The sequence below is a fragment of the Rhodococcus sp. NFXS4 genome (assembly GCF_058139645.1).
Window position 1 is genome coordinate 465,789 of the sequence record NZ_CP192221.1, and the last position, 15,056, is coordinate 480,844.

Genomic DNA, 15,056 nt, shown 5'->3' on the forward strand with positions numbered 1-15,056 from the left:
GCCGGTCGGGTGGTGGCGGGAAGGCCGGAGGCCGGTCGGGTGGTGGCGGGAAGGCCGGAGGCCGGTCGGGTCATCAGCCGGTTAGGGTGAAGGGGAACGAACACGGGAGTCCCGGACGGGGCTGAGAGTGGGCGAGGCCGCCCAGACCGTAACCACCTGACCCGGGTCATGCCGGCGGAGGAAGTGAGTTTCATGCAGCGATCCGTCTCCGTCGTGGGCGGCGGGGTGATCGGCCTGTTCTGCGCCCGCGCCGCCGCGGCGGCGGGATGGTCCGTCACCCTGCACGACCCGACGTTCGGTGCACGCGCTGTCGGCGACGGCGCCGCCAGCTGGGTGGCGGGCGGCATGCTCGCGCCGCTGTCCGAGGGCTGGCCCGGCGAACACGCACTCCTGGCACTCGGTTCCGCGTCGCTGCGGCGGTGGCACGATCCGGTGCTGCGCGCGGACCTGGAGGGTCGGGGCGTCGTCGTGTCGAGTGGATCGTTGACCGTCGCGTTCGACTCGGCCGACGCTGCGGACCTGCGCACTGTCGCCGACTGGGTGGGTGCGCAGGGCCACGATCTCGAGATCCTCTCGCGCAGCGAGGTGCGCACCCTGGAGCCGTCACTCTCGCCGCGCGTTCGTCTGGGCCTGTCGGCGCCGGGGGAGTTGTCGGTGGACAACCGCGCGTTGGTGCTCGCGTTGGAGTCCGCGGTCCGCGACCGGGGAGTGCGGATCGAGCGTGCTCCCGTCACCGACCTCGACGCGCTCACCACCGATCGTGTGGTGGTCGCCGCGGGGTGGTCGACGTCCCGTCTGCTGCCGGACGTCCCGGTGCGGCCGGTGAAGGGCGAGATCCTGCGCCTGCGTGCGCGACCCGGCTCGGCGAGTGCGCCGTCGCGTACCGTCCGCGCGAGCGTCAACGGTCGCGCGGTGTACCTCGTCCCCCGTGGCGACGGTCTGGTGGTCGGTGCGACGCAGTACGAGCACGGTGACGACACCGCCGTGACCGTCGCCGGCGTCCGCGACCTCCTCGCGGACGCCGAGGCCGTGTTCCCGGCCGTCGGTGACTACGAGTTGGCGGAGACGGCGGCGGGCCTGCGGCCGGGGAGCCCCGACAACATCCCCGTGGTCGGGCGGTGGGACGACCGCGTGATCGTCGCCGCCGGCCACGGTCGCAACGGGGTGCTGCTCGCGCCCGTCACGGCGGACGCCGTGGTGGCAGAACTGGAGGGCGAGCCGTTGACGGAAGCGGCATGCGCTCTCCCCGAACGGTTTTCGAGTCTCACGCGGACTCGGGCACGGTAGGAGACGAACATGACCGCAGTGGGTGTCACCGTCAACGGTGCGGATCACGACCTCGAGCCCGGCACGACGGTGCAGGACATGCTGACCCAGCTGGGTCTTCCCGAGAAGGGCATCGCCGTGGCGGTGGACGGAATCGTGCTGCCGCGCTCGCGGTGGGGCGAGGACGTGGGCCGCGGCTGGACCATCGAGGTGCTGACGGCGGTGCAGGGTGGCTGATCAGCTGACCATCGCCGACCGTACCTTCACCTCTCGCCTGATCATGGGGACCGGGGGCGCGGCCAACCTCGCGGTGCTGGAGGAGGCCCTCGTCGCATCGGGGACGGAACTCACCACCGTCGCTCTGCGCCGCGTCGACGCCTCGGGCGGCACCGGGGTGCTCGATCTCCTCACGCGCCTCGGCATCGCCCTGCTGCCCAACACGGCGGGATGTCGCGGCGCCGCCGAGGCCGTGCTCACCGCGCAGTTGGCACGAGAGGCGCTGGAGACCGACTGGATCAAACTCGAGGTGATCGCGGACGAGCGGACCCTCCTGCCCGACGCCATCGAGCTGGTGCGCGCCGCGGAGCAACTCGTCGACGACGATTTCGTCGTGTTGCCCTACACCACCGACGATCCGGTGCTCGCGCGTCGCCTCGAGGACGTGGGGTGCGCCGCGGTCATGCCGCTCGGATCGCCCATCGGGACGGGGCTGGGCATCGCGAATCCGCACAACATCGAGATGATCACCTCGGCCGCAGGGGTTCCCGTGGTGCTCGACGCCGGCATCGGCACGGCGAGCGACGCGGCACTCGCCATGGAGCTGGGGTGCTCGGCGGTGCTGCTCGCCACCGCGGTCACACGCGCTCGTGATCCGCGAATGATGGCCTCCGCCATGGCCGATGCGGTGCGCGGCGGACGATCGGCGGCGCTGGCGGGCCGGATCCCGAAACGGTTCTGGGCGCAGGCGTCCTCGCCCGACGTCGACTGACCACCCCGGGGGCGGCTCAGGGTCGCGTCATCCCTTCGGATGACCCGGGTCGAGACCCGGGAGCGATGTGGTCGGTGGTCCTGCTCGGGCATCCTGATGCACATGATCGAAGTGACAGGTTTGACCAAACAGTTCGGCGCGAAGAAAGCCGTGGACGATCTCTCCTTCACGGTGCGCCCGGGTATCGTGACGGGCTTCCTCGGCCCCAACGGTGCCGGCAAGTCCACCACGATGCGGATGATCCTCGGGCTCGATCAGCCCACGTCCGGAACGGCACTCATCGAGGGTCGGCCCTACCGTGAGCTGAAGAATCCCATTCGCACCGTCGGCGCTCTGCTCGACGCGAAGTGGGTGCACCCCAACAGATCCGCGCGCGCTCACCTGCAGTGGATGGCGGCCTCCAACGGCATCGCCTCGTCCCGCGTCGACGAGGTGCTCCGCCTCGTCGGTCTGTCCGAGGTGGCCAAGCAGAAGGCCGGCGGGTTCTCCCTCGGCATGTCGCAGCGACTCGGTCTGGCCGGTGCGTTGCTCGGTGACCCGAAGGTCCTGATGTTCGACGAGCCGGTCAACGGACTCGATCCCGAGGGCATCGTCTGGATCCGCAAGTTCATGCAGCGCCTCGCCGCCGAGGGGCGGACCGTGCTGGTGTCCTCGCACCTGCTCTCCGAGATGGCGCTCACCGCAGAACAACTGATCGTCATCGGCCGCGGTCGGCTCATCTCGGACTCGTCCGTGCAGGAGTTCGTCGACCGCGCCTCGGAGGCGTCGGTCCGCGTCCGCAGCCCCCAGCTCGACGCCCTGCGCAGCGCGCTCACGTCGGCAGGTCTGACGGTCAAGGAGCCCAGCAGCCTCGATCAGGTGCATCCGACTCTCGTGGTGGCCGAGTCCACCACGGAGGCGATCGGCGAGATCGCCGCGCGCCACAACATCGTCCTGCACGAGCTGGCGTCCCAGCACGGTTCGCTCGAGGACGCGTTCATGAAACTCACCGGTGACGACGTGCAGTACCACGGCGCCGGTACCGACAACAACGCGATGGGAGGGGCACTGCGATGAGTGTGCTTGCAGCGGAACGAATCAAACTCACCTCGACGAAGTCGCCGTGGTGGTGCACCGTCATCATCGTGGCGCTCGGGCTGGGCATCGGTGCCGTCATCGGCATCACGGCCAAGTCGACGGTCACCACCGTGCAGAACGACATCGCCGCCGGAAACGACCCCGGCTTCGAGCCGTACCTGCCGACCCTCGCGGACGCCGTCGCCGGCGTCAGCGGGTTCGGCGTTCTCGTGCTCATGATTCTCGCGGCGCTGTCGATCACCAGCGAGTATCGCTTCGGCATCATCCGGACCACGTTCCAGGCCATCCCCAGCCGTGCCTCGGTACTCGGCGTGAAGGCGCTGCTCATCGGCGTCTTCGGTGCGGTGTTGTCCCTGGTGCTCACGCTGGGCGCGTTCTACATCGCGAAGGCCACGGCCGGTCCCGATGCGGGCGCCGCACTCGTGCTCGAGGGTTCGGACGCGTGGCGTGCCATCTACGGTGTCCCGATCTACGCCTTCCTGTGCGTCGTCCTCGCCGTGGGAGTCGGTGCGCTGCTGCGACAGTCGGCCGCCGCGATCGCACTGCTGCTCCTGTGGCCGCTGTTGATCGAGTCGCTGTTCAACCTGTTCGGCAGCATCGGGCGCGACATCATGCCCTTCCTCCCGTTCATGAACGCGAACAACTTCCTCGGTTCGCCCGGTGGAGTGGAGTACCACTGGGGACCGTGGGGCAGCCTGGCCTACTTCGCGGCCTTCGTCGCCGTCGTCTTCGGCGCCGCAGTGGTGGTGGTGAACAAGCGAGACGCGTGACCGCTCTTTCGTTAGGGTGACGTTCATGCGGACGACACGATCGACCCTGTCCATCGCGATCTGTGCGGCGGGAGTGCTCGCGCTGTCGTCCTGCTCCTCCGGCTCGTCCGGTGAAGGAGCCACCCCGTCCGAGGAACCCGTGGCCGCACCGGTCACGGGTTCCTCGCTGTCCGAGGCCGTCACCCTCGACGCGGTGGTGAGCCACCTGCAGGAGCTCTCCGACATCGCCGACGCGCACGACGGGAATCGCGCCGCCGGCACCGCCGGATACGACGCCAGCGTCGACTACGTGGCCGACACACTGCGGGACGCGGGCTTCGACGTCGAGACGCCCGAGTTCTCGTTCGACAGCTACACCCTCGACTCGGTGGCGCTGCGCGCTGCCGACCGCGACGTGCCGGTGAGCGCGTTCACGTACTCACCGGCCACGCCCGCCGGTGGGGTCTCCGGTCCGATCGTGGCAGCACCTGCCGACGACTCACCCGGCTGCGAGGCCACCGACTACGACGGCCTCACGCTGACCGGCGCTGTCGCTCTGGTCCCGCGCGGGGTGTGCTCTTTCGCGCAGAAGGGGCAGATCGCCGCCGATCGCGGCGCCGCCGCGATCATCGTGTCCAACAACGAGGACGGTCCGCTCGACGCCGGCACGCTCGGCGCGAAGGAGGATGCCCGCATCCCGTCGGTGGGTGTCAGCCGTGAGGACGGTGCCGCTCTGGCCGCGGCCCCGACCACCGCGCAGATCACGCTCGCCGCGGAGACCGAGACCACGACCAGCCGCAACATTCTCGCGCAGACCACGACGGGATCCACCGAGAACGTCGTCATGGCGGGAGCGCATCTCGACTCGGTCCCCGAGGGCCCGGGCATCAACGACAACGGAACCGGTACCGCCGCCGTGCTCGAGTCCGCTCTGCAGATGGGTGGCTCGCCGGATGTGACCAACGCCGTGCGGTTCGGGTTCTGGGGCGCGGAGGAACTCGGTCTGGTCGGATCCACGAAGTACGTCGAGGGACTGTCCGACGAGGACAAGGCCGCGATCGCGCTCTACCTGAACTTCGACATGGTCGGGTCGAACAACGCCGGCTACCTCGTCTACGACGGAGACGACTCGGATCAGGTCGGCGAGCCCGCCGGCCCCACCGGCTCGGACGCGATCGAGCGAGTCTTCGAGGAGCAGCTCACGACGCAGGACGCCGACGGCACCGACTTCGACGGGCGCTCGGACTACGGCCCCTTCATCGAGGTCGGCATCCCCTCGGGCGGTGTCTTCAGCGGCGCCGACGACGTGAAGACCGAGGAGCAGGCCGCGCGCTGGGGCGGGACGGCGAACGAGCCCTTCGACCCGAACTACCACACCGCCGAGGACACGCTCGAGAACGTCGACCGGGAGGCTCTCGGCATCAACTCGAAGGCCGTCGCCTACGGCATCGGCACGTACGCCGAGTCGGTGACGGGCCCGAACGGCGTCCCCGTGGGTGCCGATCGAGACGCTGCCCGTCAGGCCGAGTGACGTTTACTGTCACTCGGAGTAACGACAAGATAAGGTCGAGCGGTGAAGATCAGCGCAGGTGACGCCGCCCGTCGGGCCGCCGACGCTGCCCGCACCGTCAACCGGACGCCGCGGGTCGTCGAACTGGTCCGCCGCGTACGCGGAGTGCTGCCCGGTGATCCGTCGTTCGGCGATCCGCTCTCGACGGCCGGACCCGGAGCCGCGCGCATGGTCGCGCGGGTCACCGACCGGCTGCAGGGCGACGCTCCCGGCGCCTCGAAGGAACTCTCGCTGGGTGCGCTGCAGGTGTGGCAGGCGGTGCTCGAACGCGCGGGTCGCGGGCGGGGCGAGCGCGAGGTCACCATCGTCTTCACCGATCTCGTCGGCTTCTCCACGTGGTCGCTGTCCGCCGGTGACGCCACCACTCTGGTGCTGCTCAAGCAGGTGGCCCGTGCGGTCGAGCGGCCGATGCTCGATCGCGGCGGTCACATCGTCAAACGCCTGGGAGACGGGCTGATGGCCGTCTTCCCGAGCGCGGACAACGCGGTGCGGGCCGTCTTCGAGGCGCAGACTGCTCTGGCCCGTGTCGACGTGAACGGCTACACCCCACGGATGCGCGTCGGCATCCACACCGGCTGTCCGCGCGCCGTGGGATCGGACTGGCTCGGCGTCGACGTCACCGTGGCCGCTCGCGTCATGCAGACCGGTGCCGACGGCAACGTCATGATCTCGAACGCCGCGCTGGATCTGGTGTCACCCGAGGTGCTGGACACCGTCGGGCTGGCCACCAAGCCCTACCGGCGCGGGTTGTTCTCGCCGAAGCTGACCGGTGTGCCCGAGGATCTACGCATCAGCCGACTGGTGCAGTCGCCAGAGCGGTGAGACCGGGCCGTGACCGTGGCCGAGGTCGTACGCGGCCTCGAGCGACTTCGTGACCCACTCCTTCGCGAACTCGAACGCGTCCGGCACCGCGTAGCCGTGGGCGAGGGCGCACGCCAGCGCTGCGGCGAGGGTGTCGCCGCCGCCGTGATCGTTGCCCGTGTCGATACGAGGGTTCGTGAACTCGAGCATCCGTTCACCGTCGAAAAGCAGATCGGTGCTCGACGACGAGGTCCGCAGGTGCCCACCCTTGACGACGGCCCACTGGGCGCCGAGCGCGTGCAGTGCCTCGGCGGCCCGTCGCGCCGTCACCTCGTCCTCGACGTCGATGCCGGTGAGCAGTCGGACCTCGTCGAGGTTGGGCGTGACGATCGTGGCGAGGGGAATGAGTCTGGTGCGCAGCGCATCCAGAGCATCGGCGTGCAGGAGGGAATCGCCGTGCATCGACGCCGAGACCGGGTCCACGACGAGCGGTACCGAGCCACCGCGGCCGATCCCGACCTCGGTGCACACGTCGGTGACGGCCTCGATGATGGCGGTGGACGCCAGCATGCCGGTCTTGGCCGCGCCGATGCCGATGTCCGACACCACCGTTCGCACCTGGTCGGCCACCACGGCGGGTGGGATCTCGTGAAAACCGCTGACTCCCACCGTGTTCTGCACCGTCACGGCGGCGACCGCGACGCAGGCATGCAGTCCGCACAGAGCGATGGTGCGCGAGTCGGCCTGGATTCCGGCGCCGCCGCCGGAGTCGGTGCCGGCGATGGTGAGGACGCGCAGTGGCGTCGTCCCGGAAGGTGCCAGGGGCAGCGTTGTCACACGCCGAACTGTACTCGAGCGCTTTTCCCGTGAGTTCGCCACATATTCACCCGCTCCCCCGGCGAAGACGCGAATCCTGTGCAATAGTGGTCTACGTCACATGCACCCATGTGATGCACACGACCGCGGCGACGAGGCTGCTCGTGTCCCGCCCCGCGCCCGGGTTCGCACAGGAACCGGGTGAGCCCCACGGCCGCCAGGAGAAGAATGATGCTGTCGGATGCGCCCGTCACCGATGTGACAGACAACCCGCACCAGAACCGGTTCGAGCTCCGGCTCAACGGTGACCTCGTCGGGATCGTCGGGTACTTCCCCGTCGACTCCGTCGGACGCGGTGCGCGTCGTCAGCCCGTCGTCAGCTTCATGCACGCCGTCATCACCGAGGACTTCGGGCATCGCGGCCTCGCCGCCATCATGGTCCGCAACTCCCTCGACGCTGCTCGCGGCTACGGCTGGAAGGTGAAGCCGGTCTGCACCTACGTGCAGCGCTTCGTCGCCGAGAACCCCGAGTACCGCGACATGGTGACCGCCGACTGATCTCGACACCGTGACGACTTCGTCGCGATTGCGCATCAACAGTCACAGGAACACCATCCGTCACAACATCGGTGATGAACTGTTGTCATGGACACCAGTCTCGTGTCGGACGATCCGAGCAACTCGCGCTTCGTCCTGACCGTCGGCGATGCGCTCGTCGGCATCCTCGCGTACGAGGTCGCCCCCGACAGCGACACGGTCGTGCTCCAGCACACCGTCGTCAAGGAGGAATTCGGCGACCACGGGTGGGCAGCGGTCCTCGTGCGCGGCGCCCTCGACATCCTGCGTATCGGTGACCTGTCGATCTGGCCCCAGTGTTCCTACGTGCGTCGATTCATCGGCGCGAACATCGAGTACCTCGACATGGTGGCCGATCAGGCCCCGGCCGGCTCGGTCACCGCGGCGTCCCCGCCCAGCTCGACGACGACCGGCGCGTGGTCGCTGGCGCCCTTCCCCTTACGCTCCTGACGATCGATCGAGGCGTCGGTGACCTGCGCCGCGAGTGCGGGTGAGGCCAGTACGAAGTCGATGCGGAGCCCTTCGCGGCGCGGGAAACGCAGCTGCGTGTAGTCCCAGTAGGTGTAGACACCGGGGCCGGGGGTGAACGGTCGCACCACGTCCGCGAATCCTTCGTCGACGATGGCTCGGAACGCGTCGCGCTCCGGTCCCGAGGTGTGCGTGCGGCCCTCGAACAGCGCCGGGTCCCAGACGTCGTCGTCGGTGGGGGCCACGTTCCAGTCACCGACCAACGCGATGCGTGCCTGCGGATCGGCGGCGAGCCACGACCGGGCGTCGTCGCGCAGGGTCGCGAGCCAGTCGAGCTTGTAGCGGTAGTGCGGGTCCTCGAGGGACCGTCCGTTGGGGACGTACAGGCTCCAGACGCGTACGCCCCCGCAGGTCGCGCCGATGGCCCGGGCCTCGTCGGCGGGCGGGACCTCCGGGTCCTTGCTGAACCCCGGCTGGTTCTCGAACCCGATCTGCACGTCGTCGAGCCCGACGCGTGACGCGATGGCGACACCGTTCCACTGACTCGTGCCCACGTGCGCGACCTGGTACCCGATGTCGGTGAAACGCTGGTACGGGAACTGATCGTCCTTGCACTTCGTCTCTTGAATCGCGAGAACGTCGACGTCGGAGCGCTCGAGCCAGTCGACGATGCGGTCGACTCGCGAGCGGACGGAGTTCACGTTCCAGGTAGCCAGGCGCACGGTGAGCGACCCTAGCCCGGGGCGGTGACACCCTCCGGGCTCGCGTAGCGGTAGCGATGATGCTCCGTGAAGCCGAGGCGCTCGTACAGCGATCGCGCCTCGTCGTTGTCCACCTCGACCTGGACGTAGGCGTGCGTCGCGCCGTGGTCGGCACCCCACCGCATCGCTTCGGCACACACCGCGGACCCGTGACCGCGCCGACGCTCGTCGGGTCGAGTGGCCACCGCGGTGATGCCGACCCAGCGTCGTCCGGTCGGCGATGCGGTGACGGCAGCGCGGGCGACCGCGGTGTCGCCTCGTCGGAGAAAGGTCACGACACCGTCGTGGACCGCGGTGAGGAGGTCCGGACGATGCCGGTAGCGGGGATGGTGCGCCAGCCATCGGTCGTCGGGCGCGGCGATGCGCTCGGTGTCCGTGTCCGTGTCCGGCCCGGTCGACGACGGGATCGGCAGCGTCAGCACCAGTGCCTCGGCCGACAGGCTCCATCCCGCCGGCGCCCCGAGAAGTCGGTCCGGCAACGACAGCGAGGGTTGCAGGTCCCGGTCGCGGTACCAGGCGGCGACGGCCGGCAGGTCGACGGCGGACGCGTCGGGACGCAGGGGGCTCGCCGAATTGCCTCGTCGGGTCACGCCGGCGCCGGCGCGGAGCAGCCATCCACCGATCCACTCCTGCTCGAGGCCCGGCCACGCATCGGCCGCCGCACTCTCGAGACCGCGGATCTCCGAATTGCGGACGGGCCGAGGTGCCAACGCCTTGAGTGCGACGATGCGCTCGGCCGGCACGGTCACCGGGTCGCCGGACTCCGGCTGCACGGTCACCGCGGTGCCGGACGCCGCGAGGACGCCGATCACGTCGGTGAACGGCGGGGTCGACCCGTCCGGCAGGCGGTACCGCAGCACCACCCGCGAGCCCGGAACCGGGGCGTCCCGAGTCACTCGTCGTCGTCGTGGCCGAACGGATCCGCGACGGTGCCGGGGATCCAGCTCAGCCCGGGTACGCCCCACCCGTTCTTCTTGATGGCCTTCTTCGCCGCCCGCGCGTTGCGTCCGACCAGCACGTCGACGTAGAGGAAACCGTCGAGGTGGCCCACCTCGTGCTGCAGCATGCGCGCGAAGAAACCGTGCCCCTCGATGTCGACGGGCTCACCCTTCGCATCGGTTCCGGTGACACGCGCCCACTCGGCCCGACCCGTCGGGTGCTGCTCGCCGGGAACCGAGAGGCACCCCTCGTCGTCGTCGTCCGGATCGGGCATCGTCTCGGGAATCTCCGACGTCTCGAGAACCGGGTTGATCACCTCGCCGCGGCGGCGCGTCACCGTGCCGTCCTCGCTGTGGTCGGGGCAGTCGTAGATGAACAGTCGGAGCGGTTCACCCACCTGGTTGGCGGCCAGTCCGACACCCTTGGCGGCCTCGAGCGTGTCGTACATGTCCGCGATCAACGTCTCGAGTTCCGCGGGCGACGCCGTGACCTGCTGGGTGGGGGTGTGCAGCACCGGGTCACCGACGATACGGATGGGGAGAATTGCCATGGTCCAGAAGGATACTGCCCGCCCGGTGGACGATTTCTGGTCCGGTCGGCCGGGCCGAGACGCGCCGCGGTGTCGCCGCATCCCGGAGCCCGGTCCGTGGTTAGATTGGCGGCGAACGACACGGATGTGATTCACCGCCGTGCGCGGACCTCTTCGGGTCCGGGGGACGCGCGAGAACACGGTCACGGCCGGGTTCACACGGCACAGCCCGAGGTCGACGGCAGAGCTCGCGAGACGCGATGCCGAGGGCGGCACAGACGACAGGAGTGAGATGGACAGCGCTGCAGCGCGAAGTCACGGGCGAGCCGACGGGGCCGACGAGCCGAGTGACGGACTCTCCCGCCGGGAACACGACATTCTCTCGTTCGAGCGCCAATGGTGGAAGTACGCCGGCGCGAAGGAAGAAGCGATCAAGGAACTGTTCGACATGTCGGCGACCCGCTACTACCAGGTGCTCAACGCCCTGGTGGACAAGCCGGAGGCGCTGGCCGCGGACCCGATGCTCGTGAAGCGCCTGCGACGTCTGCGCGCGAGCCGGCAGAAGGCACGCGCTGCGCGTCGACTCGGCTTCGAGATCTGACGGGTGTCGTCCCGCGCCGCCCCGGGTCACCCGGTTCGGCCGAGTCGCTAGGCTCGCAGCGTGACTGATCAGACCCCCGCGAGCACTCCGACCCCGGACTCGTCCGGCCCACCGTTGCGAGCGCTGGCCATGGTTCTGCTGTCGCTGGCCGTCGTCTTCGCAGGTCTCGGCTTCTTCTCCCTCACGGGCTCGGACGAGGACACGCCCACCTCCACCGCAGCGGCCGTGACCACCACCGCCGCTGCCGCAGCACCCGCCGCGCCGCAGTCCGACGCGAGCGCCGGGTCGGCCGCCACGACGACGACCAGTGCGCCGTCCTCCACCACGGCCGCGGCACAGTCGTTGCGCGTCCTCAACAACAGCAATGTCAGCGGACTGGCCGCCGAGGTGGCGCAGACGCTCGAGTCGGCCGGTTTCACGGTCGGCGAGACCGGCAACTACAGCAGCGGCACCATCGCGGCCTCCACGGTCTACTACGACCCGTCGGTGTCCGGTCAGCAGGCCGAGGCCGAACGCATCGCGACCACACTGGGCTTCGGTGTCGAACCACGTTTCGAGGGCATCGAGTCCTCCACGCCCGGCATCATCGTCATCGTCACCGGGTGACTAGAGTTCAGGTCAGCACGTCCCCACACATCTAGGAGACCTTCACCATGGCCAGCTGGAAGCGCAGCCGAGTCGCACCTCGCACCCTCGTCGTGGCGCCTCTCGCCGCAGTAGCCCTGTTCGGCATGGTGGCCTGCAGCAACGGCGAGGAAGCCAGCGACGTCGCCGGCACGACTCCGCCCGTCTTCACCAGCTCCGCCGCACCCGCGGGTTCCGAGCACGGCGAGGAGTCCCACAGCGCGGGCGGCGAGGGTTCCGAGGGCGGGGGCTCGGCGACCGAGGCCGCGATGACCGGCGACCTGCGCAGCCCCGAGGGCGAGACCATGGGCACGGTCTCCTTCGCCGAGGTCGACGGGCACCTCGAGGTCACCGTCGAGGCAGAGGGTCTGACCCCCGGCTTCCACGGCCTGCACATGCATCAGAACCCCGTGTGCGAGCCCGATTCGGTCGCTCCCACAGGCGGCGAGCCCGGCGCATTCCTGTCCGCCGGCGGTCACCTGCAGGTGAACGGCAACACCGGCCATCCGGCCAGCGGCGACCTGACCTCGCTGCAGGTGCGTGAGGACGGCACCGCCGACCTCACGACGACGACCGACTCGGTCACGCTCGACGACCTGCGCGGCGGCGTGGCCGTCATCGTCCATTCGGGCGCCGACAACTTCGCCAACATCCCGACGCGCTACACGCTGCCCGACGGCCAGCCCGTTCCCGACGCGACGACCCTCAGCACGGGCGACGCCGGCAGCCGCGTCGCCTGCGCGGTCGTCGAGTCCGAGTAGACGGGCACGTCCCCCTGAAGAACGAGTCGAGATCGACCACGGTGCCGTTCGCCGGGTCGGAGCGTCCGACCATCGGCGTCGAGTGGGAGATCGCGCTCGTCGACCGCGTGTCGAGGGATCTGTCGAACACCGCGTCCGAGGTGATGGACGGCGTCGTGGAACTCGCGGGAGCGCACACGCCGCGCGTGACGAAGGAACTCCTGCGCAACACGGTCGAGTTGGTGACCGACGTCTGCGACACCGTCGGTGAAGCGATCGACGATCTGAGCGAGTCGCTGGATCTGGTGCGCCGCGCCGCGGATCCGTTGGGAGTCGACCTGTTCTGCGCCGGGACACACCCGTTCGCCGAGTGGTCGTCGCAACAGCTCACCGCGGCCCCGCATTACGACGAGCTGATCGAGCGCACACAGTGGTGGGGTCGGCAGATGCTGATCTGGGGCGTCCACGTCCACGTCGGACTCCGCTCGGCCGACCGGGTCTTCCCGATTCTCAACTCGATCCTGCTGCAGTACCCGCACCTGCTCGCGCTGTCCGCGTCGTCCCCGATGTGGGCCGGGTCGGACACCGGCTACGCCAGCAACCGCGCGCTCATGTTCCAGCAGCTCCCCACCGCGGGACTGCCGTTCCAGTTCGAGACCTGGTCGCAGTTCGAGGGTTTCGTGCACGACCAGATGAAGACCGGCGTCATCTCGCAGCTCGGCGGCATGCACTGGGACATCCGTCCCGTGCCGCGGCTCGGCACCATCGAGATCAGGGTGTGCGACGGGGTGTCCACCAAGCGTGAGCTCGGTGCCCTGGTCGCCCTGATCCACTGCCTCGTGGTGTATCTCGACGAACGGCTCGATGCCGGCGAGCCGTTGCTCACGATCCCGCCGTGGCACGTGCAGGAGAACAAGTGGCGCGCCGCGCGGTACGGGCTGGACGCCGAGATCGTGCTCGACGCCGACAGCAACGAGCGGCTCATGACCGACGACCTGTTCGACCTGCTGGAGAAGCTCACCCCGATCGCCGTACGGCTGGGGTGCGCGGACGAGTTGGGCCGCGTCGCGGACATCCCGCGCCAGGGTGCGTCGTATCAGCGTCAGCGTGCCGTGGCGGAGAGGTCGGGGGGCGACCTCATCGCCGTCGTCGACTCGCTGATCTCCGAACTCCGCTGACCAGAACTCCGCTGACCAGAACTCCGCTGACCAGAACGTCGCTGATCAGGCTCGGTCGTTGCGCTCGTCGTCGCGGAGATCGTCGACCATGAAGAGGTCGTCCCTGCTGCTGTGCTCGCGGTAGGCGACCTGGCCCACGGTGTGCGCGATGATCGGCGCCGTGAGCACCGTGAAGACGCCCACGAGGAAGATCATCCAGATGTCGACGTTGCCGCGCAGGCTGATGAACGCGCCGATGAGAATCAGAATCAACCCCACCACCTGAGGCTTGGTGGCGGCGTGCATGCGGGACAACGTGTCCGGGAAGCGGACGACTCCGATCGCCGCGGTGAGCGCGAGGATCGATCCCAGGATGATCATCGTTCCGCTGATGATGTCGGCGACGAGCTTCATCACTTCTCCTGCCGTCTGTCGCGGGATTCGGTGTCGCGTGGGGGATGAGGCGTGCGTGCTGCGGCAGCGGCGGCGGCCTTCCGCTTCTCCGGAGTGTCGGAGACGCGGAATCGTGCGACGCTGACGGAGCCGACGAAGCCGACGACGGACAGCGCGACGATGGACGGCACCAATGTGGTGTCCCGGCTGTAGACGGACCAGACCATGACACCGCACACCGTCAGCGCGATGATGGTGTCCACTGCCACGAGCCGGTCCAAGGAGTCGGGCCCGGCCAGCAAGCGGTACGCGGTGATCACGGCGGCCGCGAGGAGCATGACCCCCGAGATGGTGAGAACGACGGTCACGGGCGGTCCTTCTTCCGGGAGTCACCGGTCGTCTCGGAGTAATCCGCGGAGATGTCGTCGATCGTGTCGGCCACGGAGTCGACGTCACTGTCGTCCGTCGGCGCGACGATGCTTGCTGGATGCCACTCGAGGTCACGCTCGAATGCGGCGATGAAGGCCGACTCGTAGGTGCGGACAATGGTGCGGAACTGGTCCACGGCATCGGGTTTGCCGACATCGAGGACGTGAATGTAGAGAACTCGATCCTCGCGGTCGATGTCCAGCACCATCGTGCCCGGAACCATGTTCAACGCGTCGACCATGAACGTGAGCACGAGATCCGACTTGATCTCCACGGGATATCGCAACACCGCGTTCACCGGCGGTGGACCGGGACGGATCGCCGCCCACGCGACCTGAACACTGGACTGAGCGGCGTAGTAGACGAGGACGACCATTAGTCGGACCACCGACAGCGGGTGCACCCGGCCCTCGACCGGAACCCTCGGCAGCGCCAGGACTGTCATCACGAAGAGTCCGACCACGATCCCGCCGAGAACGTTCGCAGCGGAGAGGTTGCCCCACAACAACACCCACACCCCGGTGAGCCACGCCAGAAGCGCAGCCTTGAGGGCTATGTCACGACCCATGATG

19 protein-coding genes, 1 pseudogene and 1 riboswitch are annotated in these 15,056 nt (G+C 69.0%); of the genes and pseudogenes, 13 read left to right on the forward strand and 7 right to left on the reverse strand.

Annotated features, from left to right (window positions below):
• Positions 1 to 92 precede the first annotated feature (92 nt).
• Positions 93 to 200, forward strand: a riboswitch (TPP riboswitch).
• From thiO to J4E04_RS02205, 7 genes are all read left to right on the forward strand, one after another.
• Entirely contained in the window at positions 193 to 1,287 is a 1,095-nt protein-coding gene (thiO, locus tag J4E04_RS02175; protein ID WP_490149812.1) for a glycine oxidase ThiO, read from the forward strand. It overlaps the preceding riboswitch by 8 nt.
• Positions 1,288 to 1,296: 9 nt before the next feature.
• On the forward strand, positions 1,297 to 1,503 hold the full coding sequence (gene thiS, locus J4E04_RS02180; RefSeq protein ID WP_027506232.1) for a sulfur carrier protein ThiS: 207 nt from the start codon (positions 1,297 to 1,299) through the stop codon (positions 1,501 to 1,503).
• Entirely contained in the window at positions 1,496 to 2,254 is a 759-nt protein-coding gene (locus tag J4E04_RS02185; RefSeq protein ID WP_027506233.1) for a thiazole synthase, read from the forward strand. The genes thiS and J4E04_RS02185 overlap by 8 nt, the downstream gene beginning before the upstream one ends.
• A gap of 102 nt (positions 2,255 to 2,356) precedes the next feature.
• Complete coding sequence (locus J4E04_RS02190) at positions 2,357 to 3,310, forward strand: ABC transporter ATP-binding protein (protein WP_222638009.1); 954 nt, start codon at positions 2,357 to 2,359, stop codon at positions 3,308 to 3,310.
• Positions 3,307 to 4,101, forward strand: a complete 795-nt coding sequence (locus tag J4E04_RS02195; protein ID WP_027506235.1) for an ABC transporter permease — start codon at positions 3,307 to 3,309, stop codon at positions 4,099 to 4,101. Before J4E04_RS02190 ends, J4E04_RS02195 begins: the two co-directional genes overlap by 4 nt.
• A 25-nt stretch (positions 4,102 to 4,126) precedes the next feature.
• On the forward strand, positions 4,127 to 5,611 hold the full coding sequence (locus tag J4E04_RS02200) for a M28 family peptidase (protein WP_490149813.1): 1,485 nt from the start codon (positions 4,127 to 4,129) through the stop codon (positions 5,609 to 5,611).
• 42 nt (positions 5,612 to 5,653) lie between these two features.
• On the forward strand, positions 5,654 to 6,472 hold the full coding sequence (locus tag J4E04_RS02205) for an adenylate/guanylate cyclase domain-containing protein (protein ID WP_197027813.1): 819 nt from the start codon (positions 5,654 to 5,656) through the stop codon (positions 6,470 to 6,472).
• Here J4E04_RS02205 and thiD read toward each other — a convergent pair.
• Positions 6,434 to 7,288, reverse strand: a complete 855-nt coding sequence (thiD, locus tag J4E04_RS02210; RefSeq protein ID WP_027506237.1) for a bifunctional hydroxymethylpyrimidine kinase/phosphomethylpyrimidine kinase — start codon at positions 7,286 to 7,288, stop codon at positions 6,434 to 6,436. The two genes, J4E04_RS02205 and thiD, sit on opposite strands and share 39 nt — an antisense overlap.
• Before the next feature lie 210 nt (positions 7,289 to 7,498).
• Between thiD and J4E04_RS02215 the strand changes: the two genes are divergently transcribed.
• A complete protein-coding gene (locus J4E04_RS02215) occupies positions 7,499 to 7,825 on the forward strand; it encodes a GNAT family N-acetyltransferase (protein WP_056442260.1) in 327 nt (108 codons plus the stop codon).
• Positions 7,826 to 7,912: 87 nt separating this feature from the next.
• Positions 7,913 to 8,293: a GNAT family N-acetyltransferase gene (locus J4E04_RS02220; RefSeq protein WP_051613451.1), complete on the forward strand. Its 381-nt coding sequence runs from the start codon at positions 7,913 to 7,915 to the stop codon at positions 8,291 to 8,293.
• Here J4E04_RS02220 and J4E04_RS02225 read toward each other — a convergent pair.
• From J4E04_RS02225 to J4E04_RS02235, 3 genes are read right to left on the reverse strand one after another with little or no spacing between them, the layout of a single operon-like run.
• Positions 8,200 to 9,033, reverse strand: coding sequence for an exodeoxyribonuclease III (locus J4E04_RS02225; RefSeq protein WP_222638011.1), 834 nt, complete (start codon positions 9,031 to 9,033; stop codon positions 8,200 to 8,202). The two genes, J4E04_RS02220 and J4E04_RS02225, sit on opposite strands and share 94 nt — an antisense overlap.
• 11 nt (positions 9,034 to 9,044) lie before the next feature.
• Complete coding sequence (locus J4E04_RS02230; protein ID WP_490149814.1) at positions 9,045 to 9,968, reverse strand: N-acetylglutamate synthase, CG3035 family; 924 nt, start codon at positions 9,966 to 9,968, stop codon at positions 9,045 to 9,047.
• Positions 9,965 to 10,561, reverse strand: coding sequence for a peptide deformylase (locus J4E04_RS02235; RefSeq protein ID WP_027506240.1), 597 nt, complete (start codon positions 10,559 to 10,561; stop codon positions 9,965 to 9,967). Before J4E04_RS02235 ends, J4E04_RS02230 begins: the two co-directional genes overlap by 4 nt.
• Before the next feature lie 271 nt (positions 10,562 to 10,832).
• On the opposite strand from J4E04_RS02235, the gene napA reads away from it, so the two are divergent.
• The 4 genes from napA to J4E04_RS02255 all read left to right on the forward strand — a co-directional run bounded on the left by napA (position 10,833) and on the right by J4E04_RS02255 (position 13,683).
• The gene (napA, locus tag J4E04_RS02240; protein ID WP_027506241.1) at positions 10,833 to 11,141 is read left to right on the forward strand and encodes a nucleoid-associated protein NapA; all 309 of its coding nucleotides are present in this window, start codon (positions 10,833 to 10,835) and stop codon (positions 11,139 to 11,141) included.
• Between the two features lie 129 nt (positions 11,142 to 11,270).
• Positions 11,271 to 11,747 carry a LytR C-terminal domain-containing protein gene (locus J4E04_RS02245; protein ID WP_222632640.1) on the forward strand — a complete coding sequence of 159 codons (477 nt, stop codon included), beginning with the start codon at positions 11,271 to 11,273 and terminating at the stop codon, positions 11,745 to 11,747.
• A gap of 47 nt (positions 11,748 to 11,794) precedes the next feature.
• Positions 11,795 to 12,526, forward strand: coding sequence for a superoxide dismutase[Cu-Zn] (gene sodC, locus J4E04_RS02250; protein ID WP_027506243.1), 732 nt, complete (start codon positions 11,795 to 11,797; stop codon positions 12,524 to 12,526).
• Positions 12,527 to 12,567: 41 nt separating this feature from the next.
• A complete protein-coding gene (locus J4E04_RS02255) occupies positions 12,568 to 13,683 on the forward strand; it encodes a glutamate--cysteine ligase (protein ID WP_490149815.1) in 1,116 nt (371 codons plus the stop codon).
• A 45-nt stretch (positions 13,684 to 13,728) separates the two neighbouring features.
• On the opposite strand, the gene mnhG is transcribed toward J4E04_RS02255, so the two are convergent.
• The 3 genes and pseudogenes from mnhG to J4E04_RS02270 form a co-directional block, all read right to left on the reverse strand.
• Positions 13,729 to 14,076: a monovalent cation/H(+) antiporter subunit G gene (gene mnhG / locus J4E04_RS02260; RefSeq protein WP_204869188.1), complete on the reverse strand. Its 348-nt coding sequence runs from the start codon at positions 14,074 to 14,076 to the stop codon at positions 13,729 to 13,731.
• Positions 14,077 to 14,171: 95 nt separating this feature from the next.
• Positions 14,172 to 14,423: pseudogene (locus J4E04_RS02265) on the reverse strand (monovalent cation/H+ antiporter complex subunit F); the annotation flags it as partial.
• The gene (locus J4E04_RS02270) at positions 14,420 to 15,052 is read right to left on the reverse strand and encodes a Na+/H+ antiporter subunit E (protein ID WP_490150489.1); all 633 of its coding nucleotides are present in this window, start codon (positions 15,050 to 15,052) and stop codon (positions 14,420 to 14,422) included. The pseudogene J4E04_RS02265 and the gene J4E04_RS02270, both read right to left, overlap by 4 nt.
• Positions 15,053 to 15,056: the final 4 nt, after the last annotated feature.

Bases quoted from the DNA above. Each gene is read 5' to 3' on its own strand.
- thiO (WP_490149812.1), top strand. From the start codon at position 193: ATGCAGCGATCCGTCTCCGTCGTGGGCGGCGGGGTGATCGGCCTGTTC.
- thiS (WP_027506232.1), top strand. From the start codon at position 1,297: ATGACCGCAGTGGGTGTCACCGTCAACGGTGCGGATCACGACCTCGAG.
- J4E04_RS02190 (WP_222638009.1), top strand. From the start codon at position 2,357: ATGATCGAAGTGACAGGTTTGACCAAACAGTTCGGCGCGAAGAAAGCC.
- J4E04_RS02195 (WP_027506235.1), top strand. From the start codon at position 3,307: ATGAGTGTGCTTGCAGCGGAACGAATCAAACTCACCTCGACGAAGTCG.
- J4E04_RS02200 (WP_490149813.1), top strand. From the start codon at position 4,127: ATGCGGACGACACGATCGACCCTGTCCATCGCGATCTGTGCGGCGGGA.
- J4E04_RS02215 (WP_056442260.1), top strand. From the start codon at position 7,499: ATGCTGTCGGATGCGCCCGTCACCGATGTGACAGACAACCCGCACCAG.
- J4E04_RS02220 (WP_051613451.1), top strand. From the start codon at position 7,913: ATGGACACCAGTCTCGTGTCGGACGATCCGAGCAACTCGCGCTTCGTC.
- J4E04_RS02235 (WP_027506240.1), bottom strand. From the start codon at position 10,561: ATGGCAATTCTCCCCATCCGTATCGTCGGTGACCCGGTGCTGCACACC.
- napA (WP_027506241.1), top strand. From the start codon at position 10,833: ATGGACAGCGCTGCAGCGCGAAGTCACGGGCGAGCCGACGGGGCCGAC.
- J4E04_RS02245 (WP_222632640.1), top strand. From the start codon at position 11,271: ATGGTTCTGCTGTCGCTGGCCGTCGTCTTCGCAGGTCTCGGCTTCTTC.
- sodC (WP_027506243.1), top strand. From the start codon at position 11,795: ATGGCCAGCTGGAAGCGCAGCCGAGTCGCACCTCGCACCCTCGTCGTG.
- mnhG (WP_204869188.1), bottom strand. From the start codon at position 14,076: ATGAAGCTCGTCGCCGACATCATCAGCGGAACGATGATCATCCTGGGA.
- J4E04_RS02270 (WP_490150489.1), bottom strand. From the start codon at position 15,052: ATGGGTCGTGACATAGCCCTCAAGGCTGCGCTTCTGGCGTGGCTCACC.